Source organism: Rhodanobacter hydrolyticus (genome assembly GCF_044904645.1).
The window spans coordinates 1,337,166-1,358,082 of the sequence record NZ_JADIKK010000008.1 but is presented as its reverse complement, the minus strand read 5'-3'; the positions used below and the strand labels follow the sequence as shown (position 1 = coordinate 1,358,082).

Below are 20,917 nucleotides of genomic sequence, written 5' to 3'. Positions count from 1 at the left end.
AATCCACGCCGCCGCCCGGCCTGCCGAGCGGCCCCGAACACCGTTTCCCGGCCCGCTACAATGCTGCTTTGCCCGCGCCGGAGAATCCGATGAAGCCATTTGGCACGCCCCATTCCGATCATGCCCTGCGCGTGCTGCTGCTGGGTTCCGGCGAGCTGGGCAAAGAGGTGGCGATCGAACTGCAGCGCTACGCGGTGGAGGTGATCGCGGTGGATCGCTACGCCGCTGCGCCGGCGATGCAGGTGGCGCATCGCAGCCATGTGATCGACATGCTCGACGGCAACGCCTTGCGCGCGCTGATCGAGCAGGAGAAGCCGGACCTCGTGGTGCCGGAGATCGAGGCGATTCATACGCCCACCCTGGTGGAGATGGAGCGCGAGGGCCTGCACGTAATCCCCACCGCGCGCGCCGCGTGGCTGACGATGGATCGCGAAGGCATCCGCCGGCTCGCCGCGCAGGAGCTGGAGCTGCCCACGTCGCCGTATCGCTTCTGCGACAACGAAGCGGACTACCGCCGCGCGGTGGCCGACATCGGCTATCCGTTCGTCATCAAGCCGGTGATGAGCTCCTCCGGCAAGGGCCAGAGCGTGGTGCGCGACGAGTCCGAATTGCAGCATGCCTGGGATTACGCGCAGTCCGGCGGTCGCGCCGGCAAGGGCAGGGTGATCGTCGAAGGCTTCGTCGATTTCGATTTCGAGATCACCCTGCTCACGGTGCGCCACAGGGACGGCACCAGCTTCTGCTTGCCGATCGGCCATCGGCAGGAAGATGGTGACTACCGCGAGTCGTGGCAGCCGCAACCGATGAGCGACAAGGCACTGGCCGAGGCGCAGCGCCAGGCCGCAGCAGTGTCGAACGCGCTGGGTGGCTGGGGCGTCTTCGGCATGGAGTTCTTCGTCAAGGGCGACGCGGTGATCTTCTCCGAGGTCAGTCCGCGCCCGCACGACACCGGTCTGGTCACGCTGATCTCGCAGGATTTGTCGGAGTTCGCGCTGCACGCGCGGGCGATTCTCGGCCTGCCGATTCCGGTTATCCGCCAGTTTGGGCCGTCCGCTTCGTGCGCGGTGCTGGTGGAGGGCGAGGGCTGCGCCCCGCGCTACCACGGCGTGGCGGCGGCGCTCGCCGAACCGGACACGCAGTTGCGCGTGTTCGGAAAGCCCGAGGTGAAGGGGCGGCGGCGCATGGCGGTGACGTTGGCGCGCGATGGCGACATCGAAGCGGCGCGCGCGAAGGCCGTGCGCGTGGCGGCGCAATTGCGCGTGGAGCTGTAGGCATGCGACATGCCTGATGCGCTAGGCTTCGACCGGTTCGCAACGCACGGGAGGCGCTTATGGAATCGACGGGTTTTTCACCCTGGCTGGTGATGCTGGTACAGACGTTCGCGGTGCTGTTCCTGCTGCTGGTGGCGGTGGTTGTGGTGGTGATCGCGGCGGTGTGGGTACTGGACCGCAACCAGACCGGCAACGCTGTGCTGCGCAATTTCCCGGTGATCGGCCACTTCCGTTACGGCTTCCTGCGCCTGGGCGAATTCTTCCGCCAATACCTGTTTTCCAGCGATCGCGAGGAAATGCCGTTCAACCGCGCCCAGCGCGTGTGGGTGTACCGCGCCGCGAAGAACGCGGACAACACCAACGCCTTCGGCTCCACCCGCGACCTGCGCGGCGAAGGTGTGCCGTTTTTCGTCAACGCGGCGTTTCCCGCTCTGGGCGACCACCATGTGGAGCCGCAGCCGGTGCGCATCGGCCCGTATGCGCGCGAACCCTACGACCACGCCGCGTTCTTCAACATCTCCGCGATGAGCTTCGGCGCCCTAGGTGCGCCTGCGGTGCGCGCGCTGTCGCGTGGCGCCGCCAAGGCCGGCATCTGGATGGATACCGGCGAAGGCGGCCTCGCGCCCTACCACCTCGAGGGTGGCTGCGACATCGTGTTCGAGATCGGTACCGCCAAGTACGGCGTGCGCACGCCGGACGGCAAGCTGGACGACACCAAGCTCACTGCGATCTGCGCGCACAAGCAGGTGAAGATGGTCAGCATCAAGCTCGGCCAGGGCGCCAAGCCCGGCATGGGCGGCCTGTTGCCGGCGGCCAAGGTGACGCCGGAGATCGCCGAGATCCGCGGCATCCCCGTGGGTGAGGATTCGCAGAGCCCGAACCGGCACCTGGATATCGGCAATGTGGCGGAACTGCTGGCTGCCATCCATCACATCCGCGAGCTCACCGGCAAGCCCACCGGCTTCAAGGCGGTGTTCGGCGACATGGCCATGATCGAGGAACTGTGCGACGAGGTGCGCAGGCGCGGCATCGAGAGCGCGCCGGACTTCATCATCGTGGACGGTTCCGAGGGCGGCACCGGCGCCGCACCGCAGACCTTGATGGAGGGCGTGGGCCTGCCCTTGCACGAGGCGTTGCCCGCGCTGGTTGACACCCTGGTCGTCAAGGGGTTGCGCGAGCGCGTCAAGGTGATCTGCTCCGGCAAGCGCATCACCGCCTACGACGTGGCGTGGGCCTTGTCGATGGGCGCGGACTTCGTCAACTCCGCCCGCGGCTTCATGCTGGCGCTGGGTTGCATCCAGTCACTGCAGTGCAACCGCAACACCTGCCCCACCGGCATCACTACGCAGAACCCAAAGTTGCAGCGCGGCCTGGTGGTCACCGACAAGAGCGAGAAGGTGGCGAACTACGCGAAGAACGTGATGTACGAGGTGGGCATCATCGCCCACAGCTGCGGCGTGGACGACCCGCGCCAGCTCGATCGCACACATTGCCGCGTCGTAGGAGACGACGGCATCTCCGTGCCGCTGGTGGAGTTGTTTCCGTATCCGGTAGCGCCGGGCGCCGCCGAAAGGCTCAGTTCGTGACCCGGTTGCGGCCGCCACTCTTCGACTGGTAGAGCTTCTTGTCGGCGTCTTCGAGCAGGGACTCCGGCGTCGGCATTTCCGGGCCCAGTTGCGACACGCCCAGTGACGCGGTTTGCCGGATGAGGTTGCCCTGGATGTCGAAGGTGTGGCTTTCGAAATTGCCGCGGATGCGCTCGGCGATCTCGCCGGCGGTCTTGTCGTCGGTGCCGGGAAGCAGGATGACGAACTCCTCGCCGCCGAAGCGGCAGAAGATGTCCGTGGCGCGGATGGTCGATTTCACTATGGCCGCGGTTTCGCGCAGGATGCCGTCGCCGACGCCATGGCCGTAGGTATCGTTGACCTTCTTGAAGAAGTCGAGGTCGAAGTAGATGACTGAAAGCGGTAGCGCGCTGGCGCGCGCCAGCTTGAACTCGTTGTCCAGCGATTCCAGCAGGTACTTCTTGTTGAAGGTGCCGGTGCCTTCGTCGATGGTCGCCATGCGGTAGATCTTGTCGAGGAATACATTCTCGACATTGCCGTGCGCGAAATACTTGAACACGATGTTGCCGAGGCGAACGATGTCGCCGTCGTGCAGGCTTTGGCGGTCCCTGACTTCTTGGTCGTTGATGTAGATGCCGTTGGACGAGCCGAGGTCGACCATGACCACTTCGTCGCCCTGCTGGACGCACTGGGCATGAGAGCGCGACACGCTCTGGTCGTTGACGAAAATGTCGACGGTCGGCGCGCGGCCAATGATCGTTTCCGGGTGCTCGAGCACGTAGCGCTTGCCGAGATTCGTGCCGCTGTATTGCACGAGGCAGGCGGTCGATTGCCATTGAGGATGGGCGGCGGTGCCGTTCGGGCGTGCAATGGTGGTCTTGTCGTCAACCATGGTTGTCCACGTGAGCGGCGCGGTTAATGGGCAAGAGTTGCGCTGTCGCCTTCAAGGCATCACCGTCCAACCTTCAGCCGTGCGCAACTGCAGGGGCCTGAAGCGCCGCTTGTAATCCATCTTTGGGTGGCCTTCGATCCAGAAGCCGAGGTAAACCCAGGGCAGGCGGCGTTGCCGTGCCAGTTCCACCTGCTGGAGGATGGCCAAGGTGCCGAGGCCGCGGGCTTCGTCGTCGGGGTCGTAGAAGGTATAGACGGCGGAGAGGGCGCTGCGGCAGACGTCGGTGACTGCCACGCCGACCAGGCGTCCGTGCAGGCGGAACTCCAGGAACACGGTGGGGCTCCACGGAGCGGTGAGGAAGCGGCGGAAGTCGCTGGCGTCAGCCTCGTCCATGCCGCCGCCGGGATGGCGATGGCGCAGGTATTTTTCGTACAGCGCATGGCGCTCGGCGTTGTAACCGGCCTGGCATTCGGTGACCGTGATGTCGGCATTGCGCTTCAGGCAGCGCCGCTGCGAACGATCCGGCGCGAAGTGCAGCGCGTCGATGCGGCATGGGGTGCAGGCGCGGCATTCCGGGCAGTGCGGGAAGTACAGGTGCCCACCGGCACGGCGGAAACCGCGTTCCAGCGCAGGGCCGTACAGCCGATCCAATTGAGGCGCCGCCGGGTCGAGCACCAGGTTCTGCGCCGTGCGTTCGGCGTAGTAGCCGCAGGCGTGCGGCAGGGTCTGGAACAGCCGGACTTGTTCGGAGCGCATGGCCCGATTCTAGGCCGGAAAATCGCGCGGTGCGCATGCCGCGTCACGGAACGGAGTGCTCAGAGCACTCCCGTATAACGCAACACCAGCAGCGCAAAGGCGCCCAATATGGCCAGCATCACGATACGGCGCACGCGTGCCACGGTGTACTTGCGACGTGCCTGCGGGGATTGGTTGCGTGCCGCAGCCAGTTCCTGGCCGAAGCGCACCACCGGTTCGATGCCCAGCCCGCGCATCAGCTCGCGGGCGCGGGTGTAGTCGTCGGCATGGGTGATCCACACCTGTTCCCAATGGTCGCGTGCGCTGTCCGGCTCCTGGTAACTGAAGCGCCGATGACCTTGCGTGCGCCAACTGGAGCGGTTCTCCACCTGGGTGGCGATGCCGTGCTCGGCCATCAGGGCGACCACTCGGTCGATGTTGCCGGGGCGGGGCGAGGTGTAGATCTGGCGCATGTCAGAGCCTGTTTATGACGCCCAAGTACCCACGCCGGAAGCTGTTTGCGCGCAGGCCAAGGAAGAACGAAGGAGTGGACGTCGGTCCACGAGTGAGTGATGACGCGGGGCCGGGGGCGAACAGTCCCGGCCCTTCGGGTTGTCATCGAGCGGCCGCCATGCGGCAGTGCGCCGCTTGACCTGACGGCCGGTCAGGCTGGCGCCACGCGCCACCATCTGACGGCCATTCGATGACAACGCGGGGTACTTGGGGGCCATACGCAGGTTCTTGTTCTCACTCACTGCGCAGTCGGATCAAGCCTTCCTGCGCAGTGGAGGCCACCAGTCGGCCGGTGCGGTCGAAGATCTGACCCCGCGCCAGCCCGCGGCCGCCCTGGGCGGTGGGGCTGTCGAAGGAGTACAGCAGCCACTCGTCCACCCGGAACGGGCGGTGGAACCACAATGCGTGGTCGAGACTGGCCATCTGCACGTTGTGCGTGAGATAGGAAATGCCGTGCGGCAGGGTGGCAGTGCCGATCAGGTGGAAGTCCGAAGCATAGGCGAGCAGGGCGCGATGCAGGATCGCCGAGTCGCTGATCGGCGCGGCCAGGCGGAACCAGATGTGCTGGATCGGCGGCCGTTTCACCGGGTGCATCTCGTCGCGCGGCCATACCAGGCGGAACTCGAACGGGCCGTCGATGCCCAGCCAGCGCTGCAGCTTCACCGGCAGCTTGGCCAGTTCGTCGGGCGGTAGCGGGCGCATTGTCTCCACGTCTTCCGGCGCGGGCACTTCCGGCATGGCAGTCTGGTGCTCGAAGCCCTTTTCGGGGACCTGGAACGAGATCGAGCCGTTCAGGATGGGCTGGCCGTGCTGGATCGCCAGCACCCGCCGCGAGGAGAACGTGCCGCCGTCGCGGGCACGCTCCACGCTGTAGACGATCGGTGCGTCGATGTCGCCGGCGCGCAGGAAATAGGCGTGCAGCGAATGCGCCTCGCGCGAGGGATCGACGGTCTGCTGTGCCGCCGACAACGCCTGCCCAAGCACCTGGCCGCCGAACACGAAACGCGTGCCGATGTCGCGGCTCTGGCCGCGGAACAGGTTGTCCTCCAACCGTTCGAGCTGCAGCAGCTCGACCAGTTCGTTGACGTGCTCTTCGCGCATGGTGGGTCCTTGGCGGGGGTTCGCCAGTATACCGGGGTGCCCTCGGAGACTGCGTCAGGGAGTGCCTAGGCCATTTCCTTCTCCTCGTCGGCCTCGAATGCCACTGCGACGCCGGCTGCCGCAAGCGCAGCCAGAAAGTCGCGCACGTCGAATGCCTGCCCAGGAGCCAGCACCCCGCAGCCAAGGACCCGGCCGTCGAGGATGCGCTGCAGCGCCTCGACCAGCAGTGGCGCGGTGACGGCGTAGATATCGTGTCCGCTGGCGGTGGCGCGTCCGGTATGGCGACCGCGCCGCACGCGCACGTCGATCACAAAGCGCTGCGCCGAACGGCCGCTGTCGTCGACCCCGACCGGCGGCGGCGTGGCCGGGTCGCGCAGGTCGCGCAGCGGAGCCAGGTTCATCCATGCATGCAGGTTGCGGCAGGCGAGGTGATGAGGAATCACGACAGCCTCGGTCAAGGTCAGCAGTACCGTTTCCTGTCGCCCGAACGGGGCCGGAAAATCGGTTTCGCGCACCGGTGCGGGATCGGGCAGGGTGCGGGTTTCGCCGTGTTCGATATAGGTACGCGGATAGTGGTTGCGGTCGCCGGTGAGGCGGGTGCCGCGCGTGGGGTGCCAACCGTCGAGCGCCACGGCGACGTCGATCGCATCCGCGTCGGTGGCGCCGTCGAGCGCAGCGGTGGCCAGCAGATCGGCAAGGCCGCCGTAGAAGGCCATCGCCGGCACCACGGTCACGCCCGCGGCCCTGGCTTCGGCATCGCGTGCCAGCGTGTCGGCCACGGCGCGCTGCTCCGCCGCCACGTCGAGGTAGTGGATGCGCGCGCGCAGTGCCGCGTCCAGCACGGGCTTGGCGGTGTCGAGGAAGGGGCCGGCGCAATGCAGCACCGCGGCGGTGCCGGCGAAGGCGGCATCCAGTGCGGCCGCATCGTCGGCGGAAGCTGTGTGCACTTCGGCGCCGGTGGCCGTGGCGAGCGCCTCGAGGGCTGCCGCATCGCGGCCGCAGGCGACCGGTACGAAGCCGCGGCGAAGCAACTCGGTCACCACGAAGCGGCCGGTATGGCCATAGGCGCCATATACCGCAATGCGGCGGGAAGTTTGCGTCGTCATGCTTTGTCTCCTTGCGTGGTCCACAGTCGATGGGCTTCCTCGGCGATCACGTCCGGGCGTTCCTCGGGCCAGAACAGCTTGCTGTCCTTCAGCCGGCGCACACCCAGCGAATGGCCGAAGGCGCGGGCGAGATAGTCCGCATTGTTGGCGGAAAAGATCGTGTCGGCATCGCCCCAGACAATGCGCACGGGCACGCGGGACCGGGCAAGCGCGGGGCCGATGCCGGACAGTGAGTTGTGTTCCAAGGCAGTGGCATAGGCATGCGCGCAGTCGCGGCTGCGCTGCGAGGCCAGCAACGGCGCGAAGTACGTCTCGATGGCTTCATCGGTGGGGTCAGCGGGGTCGGCATAGCACATGCCACCGATGCCGGCCGCCGATCGCGCGAGCACGTGGTCGTGGCGCCACTTGCCCAGCCAGTCGTCGACGAAGCGCCCTTGCTTCGCCAACGCGATCACCGGAAGAAGCGCCGGCGGCGGACAGTCCAGCTCGGTGTCGCAATTGGTCAGCAGCAGGCTGCGCACGCGTTCGGGATGATGCGCGAGCAGCAGTTGCGCAATTGCGCCGCCGCTGTCGTTGGCGACCACATCGGCGTGTTCGACGCCGAGCGCGTCGAGCAGGGCGACAAGCATGGCGACTTGCGCTTGCGGTGCACAGGACTGCCCGTCGGCAACCTCGGTATAGCCCAGTCCGAGGTAATCGGGCGCGATGCAGCGCCGGTACGCGGCGAGCCGGTCGAGCGCACCACGCCACTGGAAGCCATTGAGCGGAAAGCCGTGCAGGAACAACGCCGCCGGTCCGCTGCCCTGTTCGACATGGGCGATGCGGCCGAACGCCGTTTGCGTGTAGCGACGCAGGGCATGGAAGCGCGCTGCATCCATCGCCGTCTTGTCGGCGCGCGGGGATGGCAATCGGATGCCGCTGGCGTAGCTGCCGGCACATACGCCGGCCAGCGCGCCGGCGGAGAGGGCAAGGAAACGGCGCCGGGAGATGCCCGGCGCCTGCCGATTGGCGAATATCGACGTTTCGCTGCTCACGAGCGGACCTCCGCTTCGCGCAGCTTCTGCGCGCATTCCTCGCAGCAAACTTCGACGGTGCGGCCCCCGATGGTGACTGCGATGGCGTTGCCGTCGAGCGGGTAGTCGCAGGCGGCACAGGTGGTTTCTTTCATGGCGGGTTTCCGGCAGATGCCCACGATCGGGCAGGGATAGGAGACCACCAGCCGCCGGCGGCGGCTGTCAGAATCTTTAGCGATTCACAGCATGCCGGCGACCACGGCCTGGCGGAATTCCGAGGGCGTGCGCCCGTAGGCCTGGCGGAACGCCGAGCTGAAATGGCTGTGGCTGGAGAAGCCCAGGTCCTGTGCCAGTGCAGCGACATCCTCGCAGTCGGCGATCAGATCCAGCGCGCGCGCCAGGCGCAGGCGCAGGTGGTAGCGGTACAACGGCATGCCTTCGACCTGCTGGAAGGCTTGGGTGAGGTAGACCGGTGAGCCGCCGATTTCCGCCGCGATCTCCGCCAGCGTCCAGCGTCGGGTGAGGTCGCTGGCGAGCAGCAGCTTCACCCGATCCACCAGCCGCCGTCGCGCAGGAGTCGCACCGGGCGCGTGGGTGGTGCGCGGGCCGAGGCTGCGGCCGACCAGGGTCAGGGCGAGGCTCTCGGCTTCCAGCGGCTCGATGCCGCCGTGACGCAGACTGTGGCGCAGCAGCGCCACCAGCACCTGGGCGCGTTCGTCGATGCGCAGTGCCTGGTGATGAAACACGGGTTGGTCGCGCCGCTGCAACATCGCGGCGGGCGCGAGCTCGCGCAGCAGCGATTGCGACACCGTCAGCGACAGGCAGGCATCGCCGCCGGTCGCCGGATGGCTGACCTGGTAACCCTCGCCGGCATTGAAGAACAGCACATGATTGGCGTCGGCCACCGACTGGACGCTGCCGACATGGCGCAGATACAGCCCGCGATAAGGGAACACCAGTTGGGTGGAAGATGCGCATTCCTCGGCGCTGCGATGACGGCACTCGCCGCGGCAGCACACGTCGTGCACCGCAACGGTGGTCGACTTCAGCAAGGACTGGACCTTGAACTCCGACATGGTTACGGGTCGATGGATATCGCCGCAGTCTGGCGCAGCCGCTGCAGTCCACTGTCGGGTACGACGGCATCCCACGGGAACAGCGGCCCGGGATCGCGCTTGCGCCATACCTGTCTGGCCGGATCGTCGCTGGCCGGCACCATCGCGGTGTCGAGATCCTCGTGGCCGGCGATCCGGTGCAGGTTCGGAAATTCCCGTTGCAGCGCCGCCAGCAGTTCGCGCAACGTGGTGATCTGGGCGGCAGTGTATGGCTCGTCCATGGCCTGCCGGCGCGAGTCGAACCAGTGCGGGAAGCGGCCGGAGTTCACCAGTTCGATGCCGATGGACTCGGCATTGTGGCCGCGCACGTGGTGGGCCACGCGGGTGCCGGGCACGTAGCGGTAGGCGGCACCGTCGCGGTCGATGTAGTAGTGGCCGCTGTTGCCGGCGCCGCTGTCGTACAGCACTTTTTCGCCGTACTCGCGCGCGGTCGCGAGGTCGGGCAGCTCGGTGCAGTGGATCACCACCAGGGTCACCGCGCTGGCGGGACGCTCGGGCAGTTTCGCCGCATAGGACAGGGGTTGGTCATTGATGGAAAGCGCAGACATGCGACTAGTCTCGCATGGCGGCCAGTTATCATGGGCGTCCTGCAGCCTGTACCGGAGACCGCCATGCGCGGCCAGATCATCCTTTCGCACGGTTCGGATTCCGGTCCGGGCGCCACCAAGATCAGCGCGCTGGCCGCCCGGGCCGAGGCGCGGGGCTGGCGCACCGAACGCCCCGATTTCGGCGCGGATGACGCCTCGGGCTACGCCAGCGCGGTGACGCCGCGTGTGGCCCGCCTGCGCGCCGCCATCGCGGCTTGCGATGCACCGCCCGTGCTGGTGGGTTCCAGCATGGGGGCGTTCGCTTCGGCGCTGGTTTCGCTGGAGGCACCGGTGGCTGCCTTGTTCCTGCTCGCCACGCCGCCCGCGATTCCTGCCTGCCCGCAGGCGCTGGACCTTCGCGCCGGTGTGCCCACGCTGATGGTCCATGGCTGGCGCGACGAGCTTTGCCCAGTGGCGGGCGTGCAGGCTTTTGCCGAGCGTCGCCGGCTGCCCTTGTTGTTGCTGGACGATGACCACCGGCTGCTGGCGAGCATGGACGCGATCGCCGCGCAGTTCGATGTCCTGCTGGGAGCACTGGCATGAGCCGCTGGTTCGCCACCTGTCCCAAGGGCCTGGAATACCTGCTGCGCGACGAACTGGCGGCGCTGGGCGCAGAGGAAGTTCGCGAGGCGCTGGCTGGCGTGCATTTCGCCGGCCCACTGGAAACCGCCTATCGCGCCTGTCTATGGTCGCGCCTCGCCAGTCGCATCCTGTTGCCGCTGACCGAGTTCGACGCGGCCACGGACGATGCGCTGTATGCCGGCGTGCAGGCCACCGATTGGTCGAAGCACCTCGCCGCGCACGCCACGCTGGCGGTGGATGCGCACACCGCGCTGAGCAAGCTCACACACAGCCAGTTCCTCGCCCAGCGGGTGAAGGATGCGGTAGTCGACCAGTTTCGCCAGCAGGGCGGCACCCGTCCCGGCGTGGACACCGAAGAACCGGACGTGCGCCTCAACCTGCGACTGAAGCGCGACCGCGCCACGCTGTCGTTGGACCTGGCCGGTTCCCCGCTGCATCGCCGCGGTTGGCGCGAATTGCAGGGCGAAGCGCCGCTGAAGGAAAACCTTGCTGCCGCCATGCTGCTGCGCGCGCGCTGGCCGGAAATCTACGCCGATGGCGGCGCACTGCTCGACCCCATGTGCGGCTCGGGCACCTTGCTGGTCGAGGCTGCGCTGATGGCAGCCGACGTGGCGCCGGGCTGGCGTCGCGACTACTACGGGTTCCTCGGCTGGCAGCAGCACGACATCGCGCTGTGGCGCGGGCTGTTGGACGAGGCGCGCCAGCGCGCCGAAACGGGGCTGAAGCAGTTGCGTCCCTGCTTCTTCGGCAGCGACGCCGACCCGCGCATGGTGCAGACCGCCAAGCGCAACGCGCAGGAGGCGGCTGTGGCCGGTTTCTTCACGCTGGAAAAGCGCGACATGGCGCATGCCGAACCGCCGGCAGGCGTGGCGCGCGGCCTCGTGATCACCAATCCGCCGTATGGCGAGCGGCTGGGCGAACGCGCGCAGATGCCTGCGCTTTACCATGCGCTGGGCGAACGCCTGCGCACGCAATTCGCAGGCTGGCGCGCCGCCGTGCTGGCAGGCGATGCGGAGCTGGGGCGTGCACTGGGCCTGCATGCCGAAAAGAAATACGCGCTCTACAACGGCGCGCTGGAAACCCAACTGCTCACGTTCGAAATTCGTGCGCGTGACGAGGCGCCGCGCGAACCGAAGCCGCTCTCTGCCGGCGCGCAGATGCTGAAGAACCGGCTCGAGAAGAACCTCAAGCATCTGCGCAAGCGGCTAGCGCGCGAGGGTATTCATTGCTGGCGCGCCTATGACCAGGACTTGCCCGAATACGCCGCCGCCGTCGACGTCTACGCCCGCGAAGGCGGCGACACCTGGCTGCACGTGCAGGAATACCGCGCCCCCGCCGACGTGCCGGCCGAGGTGGCGCGCCAGCGTTTGCGCGAGATCGCGCGCGTGTCCGGCGAAGTGTTCGCGGTGCCGCGCGAGCGCATCGCACTCAAGACGCGCGAGCGCGGCAAGGGGGGCTCCAAGTACGGGCAGTTCGACCAGCGTGGCGAGTTCCTGGAAGTGGAGGAGGGCGGCCTGCAATTCCGCGTCAACCTCACCGACTACCTGGACACCGGCTTGTTTCTCGACCACCGGCTGGTGCGAGCCAGGTTGCGCGAGCTGGCAGCGAACAAGCGCTTCCTCAACCTGTTCGCTTATACCGCCACCGCCAGCGTATACGCGGCGGCGGGCGGCGCACGCGATACCACCAGCGTGGACCTGTCGGCCACCTATCTCGAATGGGCTTCGCGCAACCTGGCGCTCAACGGCTTCACCGGCGCCAGGCACCGGCTGATGCAGGCCGATGCGGTGAGTTTCCTGCGCCAGGATCGTGCGCACTACGGCCTGATCTATGTCGATCCGCCGACCTTCTCCAACTCCAAGCGCGCCGACGATTTCGACGTGCAGCGCGATCACGTCGCCCTGCTCGAGGCCTGCGCCGAGCGGCTGACCAACGATGGCGTGATCGTTTTCTCCAACAACTTCCGTCGCTTCAAGCTGGACGAAGCCACGCTGGCGGAACGCTTCGACATCGAAGACTGGAGTGCCGCCAGCATTCCGTTCGACTTCGCCCGCCGCGCCGACATCCACGGCTGCTGGCTGCTGCGCCATCGCAAGCCTGAAGGCGAGTTCAATCCGTGGAGCGAGGCCCGGCCGAAATCTTGAACCCTTCAGTTCGGATTAAGTGCGGAAGTCCGAGCATCTGTTCCGCAGATCAACAGGAGGGTTTTCCCCATGTCCAAGCGTAATGTCGGCAAGGTTTTGGCTATCGGTATGGCTGTTGCCGCGGCGGTGGCGTTGCCGCTGAGCGCGTCCGCGCATGACTGGGGCCATGGCGGTTACTACGGCGGTTACCATGGCGGCTACTACCACGGTGGTGGTCACTGGGTGGGTGGCCGTTGGATCGCCGGTGCAATCGTCGCAGGTGCAGTGGCCGGCGTCGTAGGAAGTGTCCTGGCGCCGCCGCCCCCGGTGTATTACGCGCCGGCGCCGGTGGTGTACGGGCCGCCTGCCACGGTGGTGTATCAGGCTGCTCCGCCGCCGCAGACCACGGTGATTTACAGCAACGGCTATCCCACACAGTATGTGGGCAGCGCGCCCTACTACGGCAACTGACCGTTCGTAGCAAGGTAAACAAAGAGCCCGGCATCTGCCGGGCTCTTTGCTTTCAGGTACTCAGGGCTGCGTGGGTTGATCCGCACCGCTGCCGTTGCGCTTGGCATGTGCGCTGAGCTTGTCAAACGTGGTCTTGTCGAGCTGGCGCACTGACTGGATCGGGCAGGGCGGTGGCTGCGTCGAACGCACCGATTCGCCCGCCTCGCCGCAGATGCTGAAGGGAGCGGTCCCCTGGTTTGCCTTGCTGGTCCCGAACCGCAGGGTGGGCGGCCCGTAGCTCAGCTGCGGGCAAGAGGCTTGCAGCTTCACAAGGAAGCGGTTGGGGCCGTTGCGCACGGTGATCGTGCGCGAGTCCACCAGGTGCCACTCGGTGATGCGGTCGGTGCGCAGGCAGTCGGAAACCGGACGCATGGGCGTATAGGCGGGCGCATGCGGCGGCGTCTGTGCGGATGCAGCGGTCGAGATTGCCGCGAGAGACAATGCAAGCAGACTGGCTGTGACGGTCTTCATGGTGCACCTCATCGCCGACGTGGATGTGGATGGCGATTATGGTGCGAAAGCGTGGTGGACGGCGTGAAAGGCGCCCGCTCCCGCTTGCGGGAACGGGCAAGGCGTTCTCAATTCACCCCGTACAAGGTCTTCACGTCCCGCAGCAGGTCTGCTTGGCTCGACGGCCGCGCATAGAACATATGGCCACCTGGGTATTCCTTCACCTGTACGCGGGTCGGGTCGCCCATCGCAGGCATCTGGTCCACGATCAGCACCGAAGCCATGAACGGGCAGGAGAGGTCGTCCCAGCCGTGGGCGATCAGCACGCGCAGGCCGGGGTCGTTCGCTACCGCTTCGCGCAGTTGCGCCACCGAGCCGTTGTTGGCGTCTTCGTCGTCGTGCCACATGCGACCCACGTCGTAGCTCAGCGCGCTGTAGCGTCCGTCGTATTTCCAGCCCACGGTCTGGGTGACGAAGTTCACCATCGCGGTGGTGGTGGGGGCGATGATGCCATTGAGGATGGGGTCGCCCGAGGTCTGATGCGGCGCGTAGGGGAAGGGATCCCAGGCAGTGACGTTGGAGTCGTAGCGGCTACCCAGCTTGCCTTCGGCGCGGTACACCTCGCGCAGGTAGGCCTGGGTTTCCAGCCGGCCGCCCGAGCGCTGTACGAACAACGGGTCGAGGCCGGTGAGTGCGGTCACCTTGCGAATCATCGCGTCGGTAGCAGCCGGGTTGCTGCGACCCTGCATCAGCGTGTCGGCATAGGTGGTGCGCGTGTAGTCGATGATGGATTGCATCGATTGCGCGTCGAGCTTGCCCTCGCGCTCCAGGTGCGCGGCGGCGATGGACGGCAGGGTGAGCATCCACGGCAGCGGCGAGACATTCTCGTCGTCCGACGCTGCTGGATCGAGATAGGGCGACAGCAGCACCACGCCGTTCATCGCCACGCCCAGCTGGGTCTGCAGATAGTCGGTGATGCGCGGGCCGCGGAAGCCGCCGTAGCTCTCGCCCACCAGGTACTTGCGCGACTCCATGCGGCCGTTCTTGAGCAGCCAGTCGTAGATGATGCGCGAGAGGTAATGGATGTCGCTGTTGGTGCTGTAGAAATCCTTGGTGGCTTCCTTGTCGTCCACCAGCGCGCGACTGAAGCCGGTGCCTACCGGGTCGATGAACACCAGATCGGTGAAGCCCAGCCAGGTGCCGGGGTTGTCATGCAGCATGGCGGGGTCGGACGGGTTGTCGCCTTCCACGCCGAAGTTCACCTTCTTCGGGCCGATGGCGCCGAGGTTGAGGTACACCGAGGAGGCGCCAGGGCCGCCATTCAGCGCGAAGGTCACCGGGCGATTTTTGCCGGGCATGGTGTAGGCGGTGAACATCACTTGAGCGATCACCTTGCCCGTGTCGTCGCGCACAGGCAGCGAGCCCACGGTGGCGGTGTACGACAACGTATGGCCGCCGGCCGTGGCGGATTGCGCAACATGCGCGTCGGCTGGGAAAGGTGGCAACTGGAAGCCATTGCCGGTACCTGGTGCTTCCGCCGCTGGCGGCTTCTTGTCGGCAGCCAGTGCCGAGTGGTGGAAACCGGCCAACAGCAGGGCTGCCAGCAGGCTCGTTTGCAGCGGCTTGCGCACGGGTGTGTCCTCGCGTGGAAAAGCCCTAGCCTAGCGAGCCGCGCTGCGGCGCAACCGTGCCTGATGGCATGGATGGCGAGGCGCTACGAGCGCCACGGTGACCTCGCAGGCGAACCATGCCATGCTTGTAGGGCTGTGGAGGATGGAACGGGCAACGGACAGGTGCCGCGGGCGGAGGCCGGATGTGACCTGTTGTTGTGCGAGTTCATGGGGGTGGGGCATGGCTTGGCTATTCGGCAGCACCAGAACGCGGCTCGTGTGGGCGGGCCTCGCAGGCTGCCTGTGCTGGCAGACCGGCCTGGCCGTTGCGGCCTTGGCCAATCCGGATGCTCTGATCAAGCAGATCTATGCACTGCAGGTCACAGATCACGCGCGATCCTTGCAAGTGCTGGCCCAGCTCAACCAGCAGGCCGCCAACCTGACGCCCGCCCAGCAATGGCAGATGCGCTATCTCAACGCCTGGGAGGTCATGTACCAGGGGGACTACGCCAAGTCGGAGGCCATGCTCAGTGATGTCATCGAGCGTTCCGGCAATCAGCAGTTGGCGAACCATGCCTCTGCCGCGCTGCTGAGCCAACTCGGGGCTGCCCGGCATTACACCGAGGCGTTCGAGCTGGCCAATCGTGTCGCGGCGCGCCTGCCCCAGGTCACGGATGCCAAGGATCGCCGCCTGCTGCTGTCCAACCTGTCCCAGGTGATGGGATCCGCCGGTCAGACCGATCTGGCCGTGCGCTACGCGCGCATGGCGATGGCGACCGTTCCTGCCGGCGAAAGCCAGTGCTACCCCGCTTCGATACTGGTCGAGGTGCTGTACTACGGCAAGCGGCTCAAATCCGACAGCCCGGAGCTGCAACAGGCTTTCGAGGCCTGCCCGGTGACCACGGTGTCGCTGTACAACACCAACTTGCAACTCATACTCGCCGACCTGCTCCTGCAGGAAGGGCAGCCGCGCAAGGTGCTTGCGCTGATCGACCGGATCCAGCCCAGAATCGACACCAATGGCTATGTTCCAGCCAGATTGTCGGCGTTGGTTGACAGAGCATCCGCACTGGCTGCCTTGGGCGAGGACGATGCCGCCAGGCGATTGGCGTCGGCGGTCGTCGCCGAGGGGAAATCGGGCGACATCGACGCATGGTTGAAAGAGGCCTACGAGGTGCTCTACCACGTCGAGAAAAAGCAGGGGAATGCCGCCGCCGCGCTCGGCTACTACGAGAAGTTCGCCGCGTTGGACAAGGCCTACCTCGACGACATCCATGCACGCGCCTTGGCGTACGAAGCGGTGGAGCAGCACGTGCTGGCGCAGAAGCTGGAGACGGAAAAGCTGAGCCAGCAGAACGCCGACCTGCGCACGCAGCAGCAACTGGACGCCAAGACGGCCGAGGCCAACCGGCTTTACCTCGCGCTGCTGCTCATGGCGCTGGGTTTCGGCGCGCTATGGATGTTCCGGCTCAAACGCTCGCAGCTGCGCTTCAAGCGACTGTCACACCTCGATGGACTGACCGCCATCTACAACCGCCAACACTTCATGGGTGAGGCCGATCGCGCGCTGCGCCAGTCGGAGAAGCGCAAGGGCGCGGCCTGCCTGGCCTTCATCGACCTGGATCACTTCAAGCGCATCAACGACAGCCACGGCCACGCCACGGGCGACCTGGTGCTGCGCCGCGTGGTGGACGCCTGCCGCCAACACCTGCGCATCGCCGACCTGTTCGGCCGTCTCGGCGGCGAGGAGTTCGGCATCCTGCTGGTGGACTGCTCTAGCGAGCAGGGTGTGGCGATTGCCGAACACATCCGCGCCACCATCGAGGCCACCGTGGTGGAACTCGATGGCGTGATCGTGACGGTTTCCACCAGCATCGGCCTGGCCTTTACCGATGGCATCGGCCACGACCTGCATCGTCTCTGCACCGAGGCCGATGCCGCGCTGTACCGGGCCAAGCATGACGGGCGCAACTGCGTGATGACTGGCGTGGAAAGCCTGGCGATGGCCTGAGGTACGCGATGCGTTGAAACGCCGTGTCCCTCCCATGCTGCCGCGAGCGCAGGGAGGAAAATTCGCTAAGATCGCCAGATGACCCATTCCATTCTTCCTTCCCTGAACATTCCCGGCCGTGGCCGCCTTGCATGCGTGGGCCTGGGCATGACGCTGGGCTCCCACCTCACTCCGCTGGCACGCAGCCACATTCTGCAGGCTGACGTGGTGTTCGCCGCACTCTCCGACGCCATCGCGGAGGAGTGGCTGAAACGCATGCACCCGGACGTGCGCAGCCTGCAGCCCTACTACGCCGAGGGCAAGCCGCGCATGAAGACCTACCGCGAGTGGGTGGCGCTGATGATGGACGAATTGCGCGCCGGCAAGCAGGTCTGTGGCGTGTTCTATGGTCATCCCGGCATCTTCGCGTGGTCGCCGCACAAGGTCATTGAGCAGGCCCGCGCGGAAGGCTACGAGGCGCATATGGAGCCGGGCATCTCCGCCGAGGACTGCCTGTACGCCGACCTCGGCTTCGACCCCGGGCGATACGGTTGCCAGCACTTCGAGGCCAGCCAGCTGCTGTACTGCGAGCGGCGCATCGATCCCGCCGGTTACCTGGTGCTGTGGCAGGTTGGGGTAATCGGCAACCGGTCGGTGGGGCGTTTCGACACCGCGGCCGCCTATCGTGCCTTGCTGGTGGAACGGCTGGAGCAGGACTATCCGTCCGATCACGAGGTCATCGTCTACCGCGGCGCCACCCTGCCCATCGAGCGGCCGCGCATCCAGCGCATCACCCTGCGCGAACTGGCCGAGGTATTGTTGACCGCCGAGGAAACCGTGGTGCTACCGCCAGCCGTGACCTTGCAGCCGAACCGTGCGATGCTGGAGCGGCTGCAGGCGCTGGATGCAAGGGAAAGGGAAGGCGCTGTGGCCTGAAGCGAAGCGGTGTGGCACGTCGATGCCAGCCGAACATGTAGAACAGGGGGAACATATGACCGATACGATCGAGTTGCTGGAAGCTATCGGCAGCGATGCGTCGCTGCGTTATGCGCAGACTGACGAGTTGAAGGACGTGCTGGAGTTGGTGAATGCGAGTGCTGAATTCAGCGCCGCGGTGACGTTGGGCGATGGTGCGCCATTGCGTCATGAGCTGGGAATCCAGCAAGTGCAACAAACGCCCCAAACGCAAGCGCCGGGCCATGGGGACGAAGAGGAAGAAGAAACTGACGTTCCCATGCCGGATCAGCCCGAGCCGGATCGCTCTTCACTTTCCTCCGCTAAGCGGGACTCCTCGCACTGAGCATGACAGGTGTAACGACATGTCCCGGTGGTCACGCAGTCTGCAGCGATATACCGTCTGTGTGGGTTTCGTCTGTGGCCTGTGTTGGCAGGTCAGTTATGCCAACACGTCTATTGCTGATACAGGTGAAACTCTCGACCTAACCGAAACGTTGCAGATCACGGATCATCCGCAATCCCTGCAGCAGCTGGCATCGCTTAATCAGGAGACTGCCCTGTTGACACCGGATCAGCAGTGGCACCTGCGTTATCTGAATGCATGGGAGGCCATGTATGAGAGCGATTACGCGAAGTCGGAGACACTATTTCAGGACATCATTCGGCATTCCAGCAATCCGATCTGGGCTGATCGTGCTTCCGCGTTGCTGCTAAGCCAGTTTGGCATCACCCGGCATTACACGGACGCGTTTGAGCTGGCCAATCACCTTACAGCACGCTTGCCACAAGTCACGGATGCAAAGGGCCGCTTCGCGATTCTATTGAACCTCTCGCAATCATTGGGTTTGGCTGGCCAGACCGACTTGGCCGTGCACTATGCGCGTATGGCGATGGCAGTTGCTCCTGCTGGCAAGGGCTCATGCTATTCCGCTTCCAGTCTTGTTCAAGCACTTTCCAATGGTCATCGGCTCAAACTCGACAGTCCAGAGCTTCAGCAAGCCATTGATGCCTGCACCGCGGCGAAGGTGCCGGTGTACAGCACAGACTTGCAACTTACGCTTGTCGCGCTGTATCTAAACGAAGGTCAGCCTCGCAAGGCGCTGGCCCTACTCGACCAGATTGCACCTGCCATCAATGTCGACGGCTACGTTCCCAACAAGCTGGAAGCCCTGGTGAACCGGGCGCAGGCGTTGGCTGTTATCGGTAACGATGGCTCTGCACGGAAGGTGGCCTTGTCCGTCGTCGCTATGGACCCATCGAGCGACTGGCTGAAAGACGCCTACGAGGTGCTCTACCGCATCGAGAAAAAGCAAGGTAATACAGCCGCCGCCCTCGACTATCACGAAAAATTCGCTGCACTGGACAAGGCCTACCTCGACGACATCCATGCGCGCGCGCTGGCCTACGAAGCAGTGCAGCAGCACGTGCTGGCGCAGAAGCTGGACACGGAAAAGCTGAGTGAGCAGAACGCCGGGCTGCGCGCGCAGCAGAAGCTGGACGCCAAGACGGCCGAGGCCAACCGGCTCTACCTAGTGCTGCTGCTCATGGCGCTGGGCTTTGGTGCATTGGCGATGTTCCGGCTCAAGCGTTCACAGCTGCGCTTCAAGCGCTTGTCGCACCTCGATGGTTTGACTGCCATCTACAACCGCCAGCACTTCATGGGCGAGGCCGGGCGCCTGCTGTACCAGTTGGAGAAGCGGAGGGGCGCGGCCTGCGTGGCCATCATCGACCTCGACCACTTCAAGAGCATCAACGATACCCATGGACATGCCATGGGCGACGAGGTGCTGCGTCGCGTGGTGGCTGCCTGCAAACAGCACCTGCGTACCGTCGACCTGTTCGGCCGCCTCGGCGGCGAGGAGTTCGGCATCCTGCTGGTGGATTGCTCGCGCGAGCAGAGCATTGCGATCGCCGAGCGGATCCGTGCGGCCATCGAAGCCACTTCCGTGGAGCTCGACAGCGTGGTCGTGAAGATATCGACCAGCATCGGCCTCGCCTTCACCGATGCCGCCGGCTACGACCTGCGCAGCCTGTGCACCGGAGCCGACGCCGCGCTGTACGGCGCCAAGCGTGGTGGCCGTAATTGCGTGATGGCCGGTGTCGAAGATCTCGCGATGGCCTGATGCGCATGGCGTGCTGGGGGCTTCCCGGCCTCATGCAGTTGGAGCCAGTCGAGGCCGCCGGATGGCCAAGCGTCACCTTCTCTTCCCCGGACGCGCCCCGCCCGCGGGCGCCTTGTCCGCGCGAGGCCGGGCATGACGCCGGTTCCCCGCCTCACTTCGCTGCACAGGCTGGCTGAAGTACCCTTGGTGGCCGGGGAACCGTGGTGCTGCCGCATGCCGTGACCTTGCAACCGAACCGTGCGATGCTGGGGCGGTTGCAGGCGCTGGACGCCGCAGCGGCTTGAATCCAGGGGCGGCGCGATAGGAAGGCGCCGACGTGACCAAGAGGAACAGGGGGACGACATGACCGATACGATCGAGTTGCTGGAAGCCATCGGCAGTGATGCATCGCTGCGTTACGCGCAGGCGGACGAGTTGAATGCGGTGCTGAAACAGACGCAGGCCAGCGTCGAACTAAGGGTGGCGGTGACCTTGGGTGACGGTGCGCCACTGCGCGATGAATTCGGGCTTCAGCAGATGCCGCAGACCCCTCAGACGCATGCGCCTGGCCATCAGGATGACGATGACGGCGAATGTGATGTTCCGCAAAGGGAGCGGCATCCTGACAAGGCACCGTCACATCCGCCTGCCAAAAAGTCTCACTGAAGCAGGCAGGTGTAATGCATGCCTCGGTG

Annotated in this window: 21 protein-coding genes; 10 read left to right on the top strand and 11 right to left on the bottom strand. The window is 65.7% G+C overall.

Features of this window, described 5'->3' with window-relative positions:
* Nucleotides 1-89: 89 nt before the first annotated feature.
* Nucleotides 90-1,271 carry a formate-dependent phosphoribosylglycinamide formyltransferase gene (gene purT / locus ISP25_RS08825; protein WP_404613267.1) on the top strand — a complete coding sequence of 394 codons (1,182 nt, stop codon included), beginning with the start codon at nt 90-92 and terminating at the stop codon, nt 1,269-1,271.
* A 59-nt stretch (nt 1,272-1,330) separates the two neighbouring features.
* On the top strand, nt 1,331-2,857 hold the full coding sequence (locus tag ISP25_RS08820; RefSeq protein ID WP_404613265.1) for an FMN-binding glutamate synthase family protein: 1,527 nt from the start codon (nt 1,331-1,333) through the stop codon (nt 2,855-2,857).
* On the opposite strand, the gene ISP25_RS08815 is transcribed toward ISP25_RS08820, so the two are convergent.
* The 9 genes from ISP25_RS08815 to ISP25_RS08775 form a co-directional block, all read right to left on the bottom strand.
* Complete coding sequence (locus ISP25_RS08815) at nt 2,847-3,728, bottom strand: diguanylate cyclase (RefSeq protein ID WP_404613263.1); 882 nt, start codon at nt 3,726-3,728, stop codon at nt 2,847-2,849. The genes ISP25_RS08820 and ISP25_RS08815 overlap by 11 nt on opposite strands.
* A gap of 51 nt (nt 3,729-3,779) precedes the next feature.
* A complete protein-coding gene (locus tag ISP25_RS08810) occupies nt 3,780-4,484 on the bottom strand; it encodes an arginyltransferase (RefSeq protein WP_192154254.1) in 705 nt (234 codons plus the stop codon).
* Between the two features lie 59 nt (nt 4,485-4,543).
* Nucleotides 4,544-4,936 carry a putative signal transducing protein gene (locus ISP25_RS08805; RefSeq protein WP_192154255.1) on the bottom strand — a complete coding sequence of 131 codons (393 nt, stop codon included), beginning with the start codon at nt 4,934-4,936 and terminating at the stop codon, nt 4,544-4,546.
* Between the two features lie 274 nt (nt 4,937-5,210).
* The gene (locus tag ISP25_RS08800; protein WP_192154256.1) at nt 5,211-6,077 is read right to left on the bottom strand and encodes an acyl-CoA thioesterase; all 867 of its coding nucleotides are present in this window, start codon (nt 6,075-6,077) and stop codon (nt 5,211-5,213) included.
* 65 nt (nt 6,078-6,142) lie between these two features.
* A complete protein-coding gene (locus ISP25_RS08795) occupies nt 6,143-7,183 on the bottom strand; it encodes a saccharopine dehydrogenase NADP-binding domain-containing protein (protein WP_404613260.1) in 1,041 nt (346 codons plus the stop codon).
* On the bottom strand, nt 7,180-8,217 hold the full coding sequence (locus tag ISP25_RS08790) for an alpha/beta fold hydrolase (protein ID WP_404613258.1): 1,038 nt from the start codon (nt 8,215-8,217) through the stop codon (nt 7,180-7,182). Before ISP25_RS08790 ends, ISP25_RS08795 begins: the two co-directional genes overlap by 4 nt.
* Nucleotides 8,214-8,351 carry a hypothetical protein gene (locus ISP25_RS08785; RefSeq protein ID WP_404613256.1) on the bottom strand — a complete coding sequence of 46 codons (138 nt, stop codon included), beginning with the start codon at nt 8,349-8,351 and terminating at the stop codon, nt 8,214-8,216. Before ISP25_RS08785 ends, ISP25_RS08790 begins: the two co-directional genes overlap by 4 nt.
* Before the next feature lie 84 nt (nt 8,352-8,435).
* Entirely contained in the window at nt 8,436-9,272 is an 837-nt protein-coding gene (locus ISP25_RS08780; RefSeq protein ID WP_404613254.1) for a helix-turn-helix domain-containing protein, read from the bottom strand.
* 2 nt (nt 9,273-9,274) lie between these two features.
* Nucleotides 9,275-9,859 carry an N-acetylmuramoyl-L-alanine amidase gene (locus ISP25_RS08775; protein ID WP_404613252.1) on the bottom strand — a complete coding sequence of 195 codons (585 nt, stop codon included), beginning with the start codon at nt 9,857-9,859 and terminating at the stop codon, nt 9,275-9,277.
* A 63-nt stretch (nt 9,860-9,922) separates the two neighbouring features.
* Here ISP25_RS08775 and ISP25_RS08770 point away from each other — a divergent pair, with 63 nt between their 5' ends.
* From ISP25_RS08770 to ISP25_RS08760, 3 genes are all read left to right on the top strand, one after another.
* On the top strand, nt 9,923-10,441 hold the full coding sequence (locus tag ISP25_RS08770) for an alpha/beta hydrolase (RefSeq protein WP_404613250.1): 519 nt from the start codon (nt 9,923-9,925) through the stop codon (nt 10,439-10,441).
* A complete protein-coding gene (rlmKL, locus tag ISP25_RS08765) occupies nt 10,438-12,624 on the top strand; it encodes a bifunctional 23S rRNA (guanine(2069)-N(7))-methyltransferase RlmK/23S rRNA (guanine(2445)-N(2))-methyltransferase RlmL (RefSeq protein WP_404613248.1) in 2,187 nt (728 codons plus the stop codon). Before ISP25_RS08770 ends, rlmKL begins: the two co-directional genes overlap by 4 nt.
* A 69-nt stretch (nt 12,625-12,693) precedes the next feature.
* A complete protein-coding gene (locus ISP25_RS08760) occupies nt 12,694-13,074 on the top strand; it encodes a hypothetical protein (RefSeq protein ID WP_192154267.1) in 381 nt (126 codons plus the stop codon).
* Nucleotides 13,075-13,134: 60 nt separating this feature from the next.
* Here the strand turns inward: ISP25_RS08760 and ISP25_RS08755 are convergent, their stop codons facing one another.
* Nucleotides 13,135-13,584, bottom strand: coding sequence for a DUF6491 family protein (locus ISP25_RS08755; protein ID WP_404613246.1), 450 nt, complete (start codon nt 13,582-13,584; stop codon nt 13,135-13,137).
* Nucleotides 13,585-13,691: 107 nt separating this feature from the next.
* Nucleotides 13,692-15,194, bottom strand: a complete 1,503-nt coding sequence (locus ISP25_RS08750) for a S10 family serine carboxypeptidase-like protein (RefSeq protein WP_192154271.1) — start codon at nt 15,192-15,194, stop codon at nt 13,692-13,694.
* Between the two features lie 220 nt (nt 15,195-15,414).
* Between ISP25_RS08750 and ISP25_RS08745 the strand changes: the two genes are divergently transcribed.
* The 5 genes from ISP25_RS08745 to ISP25_RS08725 all read left to right on the top strand — a co-directional run bounded on the left by ISP25_RS08745 (nt 15,415) and on the right by ISP25_RS08725 (nt 20,888).
* Nucleotides 15,415-17,184: a GGDEF domain-containing protein gene (locus ISP25_RS08745; RefSeq protein ID WP_404613244.1), complete on the top strand. Its 1,770-nt coding sequence runs from the start codon at nt 15,415-15,417 to the stop codon at nt 17,182-17,184.
* Nucleotides 17,185-17,262: 78 nt separating this feature from the next.
* Entirely contained in the window at nt 17,263-18,099 is an 837-nt protein-coding gene (locus tag ISP25_RS08740) for an SAM-dependent methyltransferase (protein ID WP_404613242.1), read from the top strand.
* 55 nt (nt 18,100-18,154) lie between these two features.
* Nucleotides 18,155-18,463 (top strand): hypothetical protein, encoded by a 309-nt coding sequence (locus tag ISP25_RS08735; RefSeq protein WP_404613240.1) that lies wholly within the window; start codon nt 18,155-18,157, stop codon nt 18,461-18,463.
* 19 nt (nt 18,464-18,482) lie between these two features.
* On the top strand, nt 18,483-20,243 hold the full coding sequence (locus ISP25_RS08730) for a tetratricopeptide repeat-containing diguanylate cyclase (protein WP_404613238.1): 1,761 nt from the start codon (nt 18,483-18,485) through the stop codon (nt 20,241-20,243).
* 342 nt (nt 20,244-20,585) lie between these two features.
* On the top strand, nt 20,586-20,888 hold the full coding sequence (locus ISP25_RS08725) for a hypothetical protein (protein ID WP_404613236.1): 303 nt from the start codon (nt 20,586-20,588) through the stop codon (nt 20,886-20,888).
* Nucleotides 20,889-20,917 lie beyond the last annotated feature (29 nt).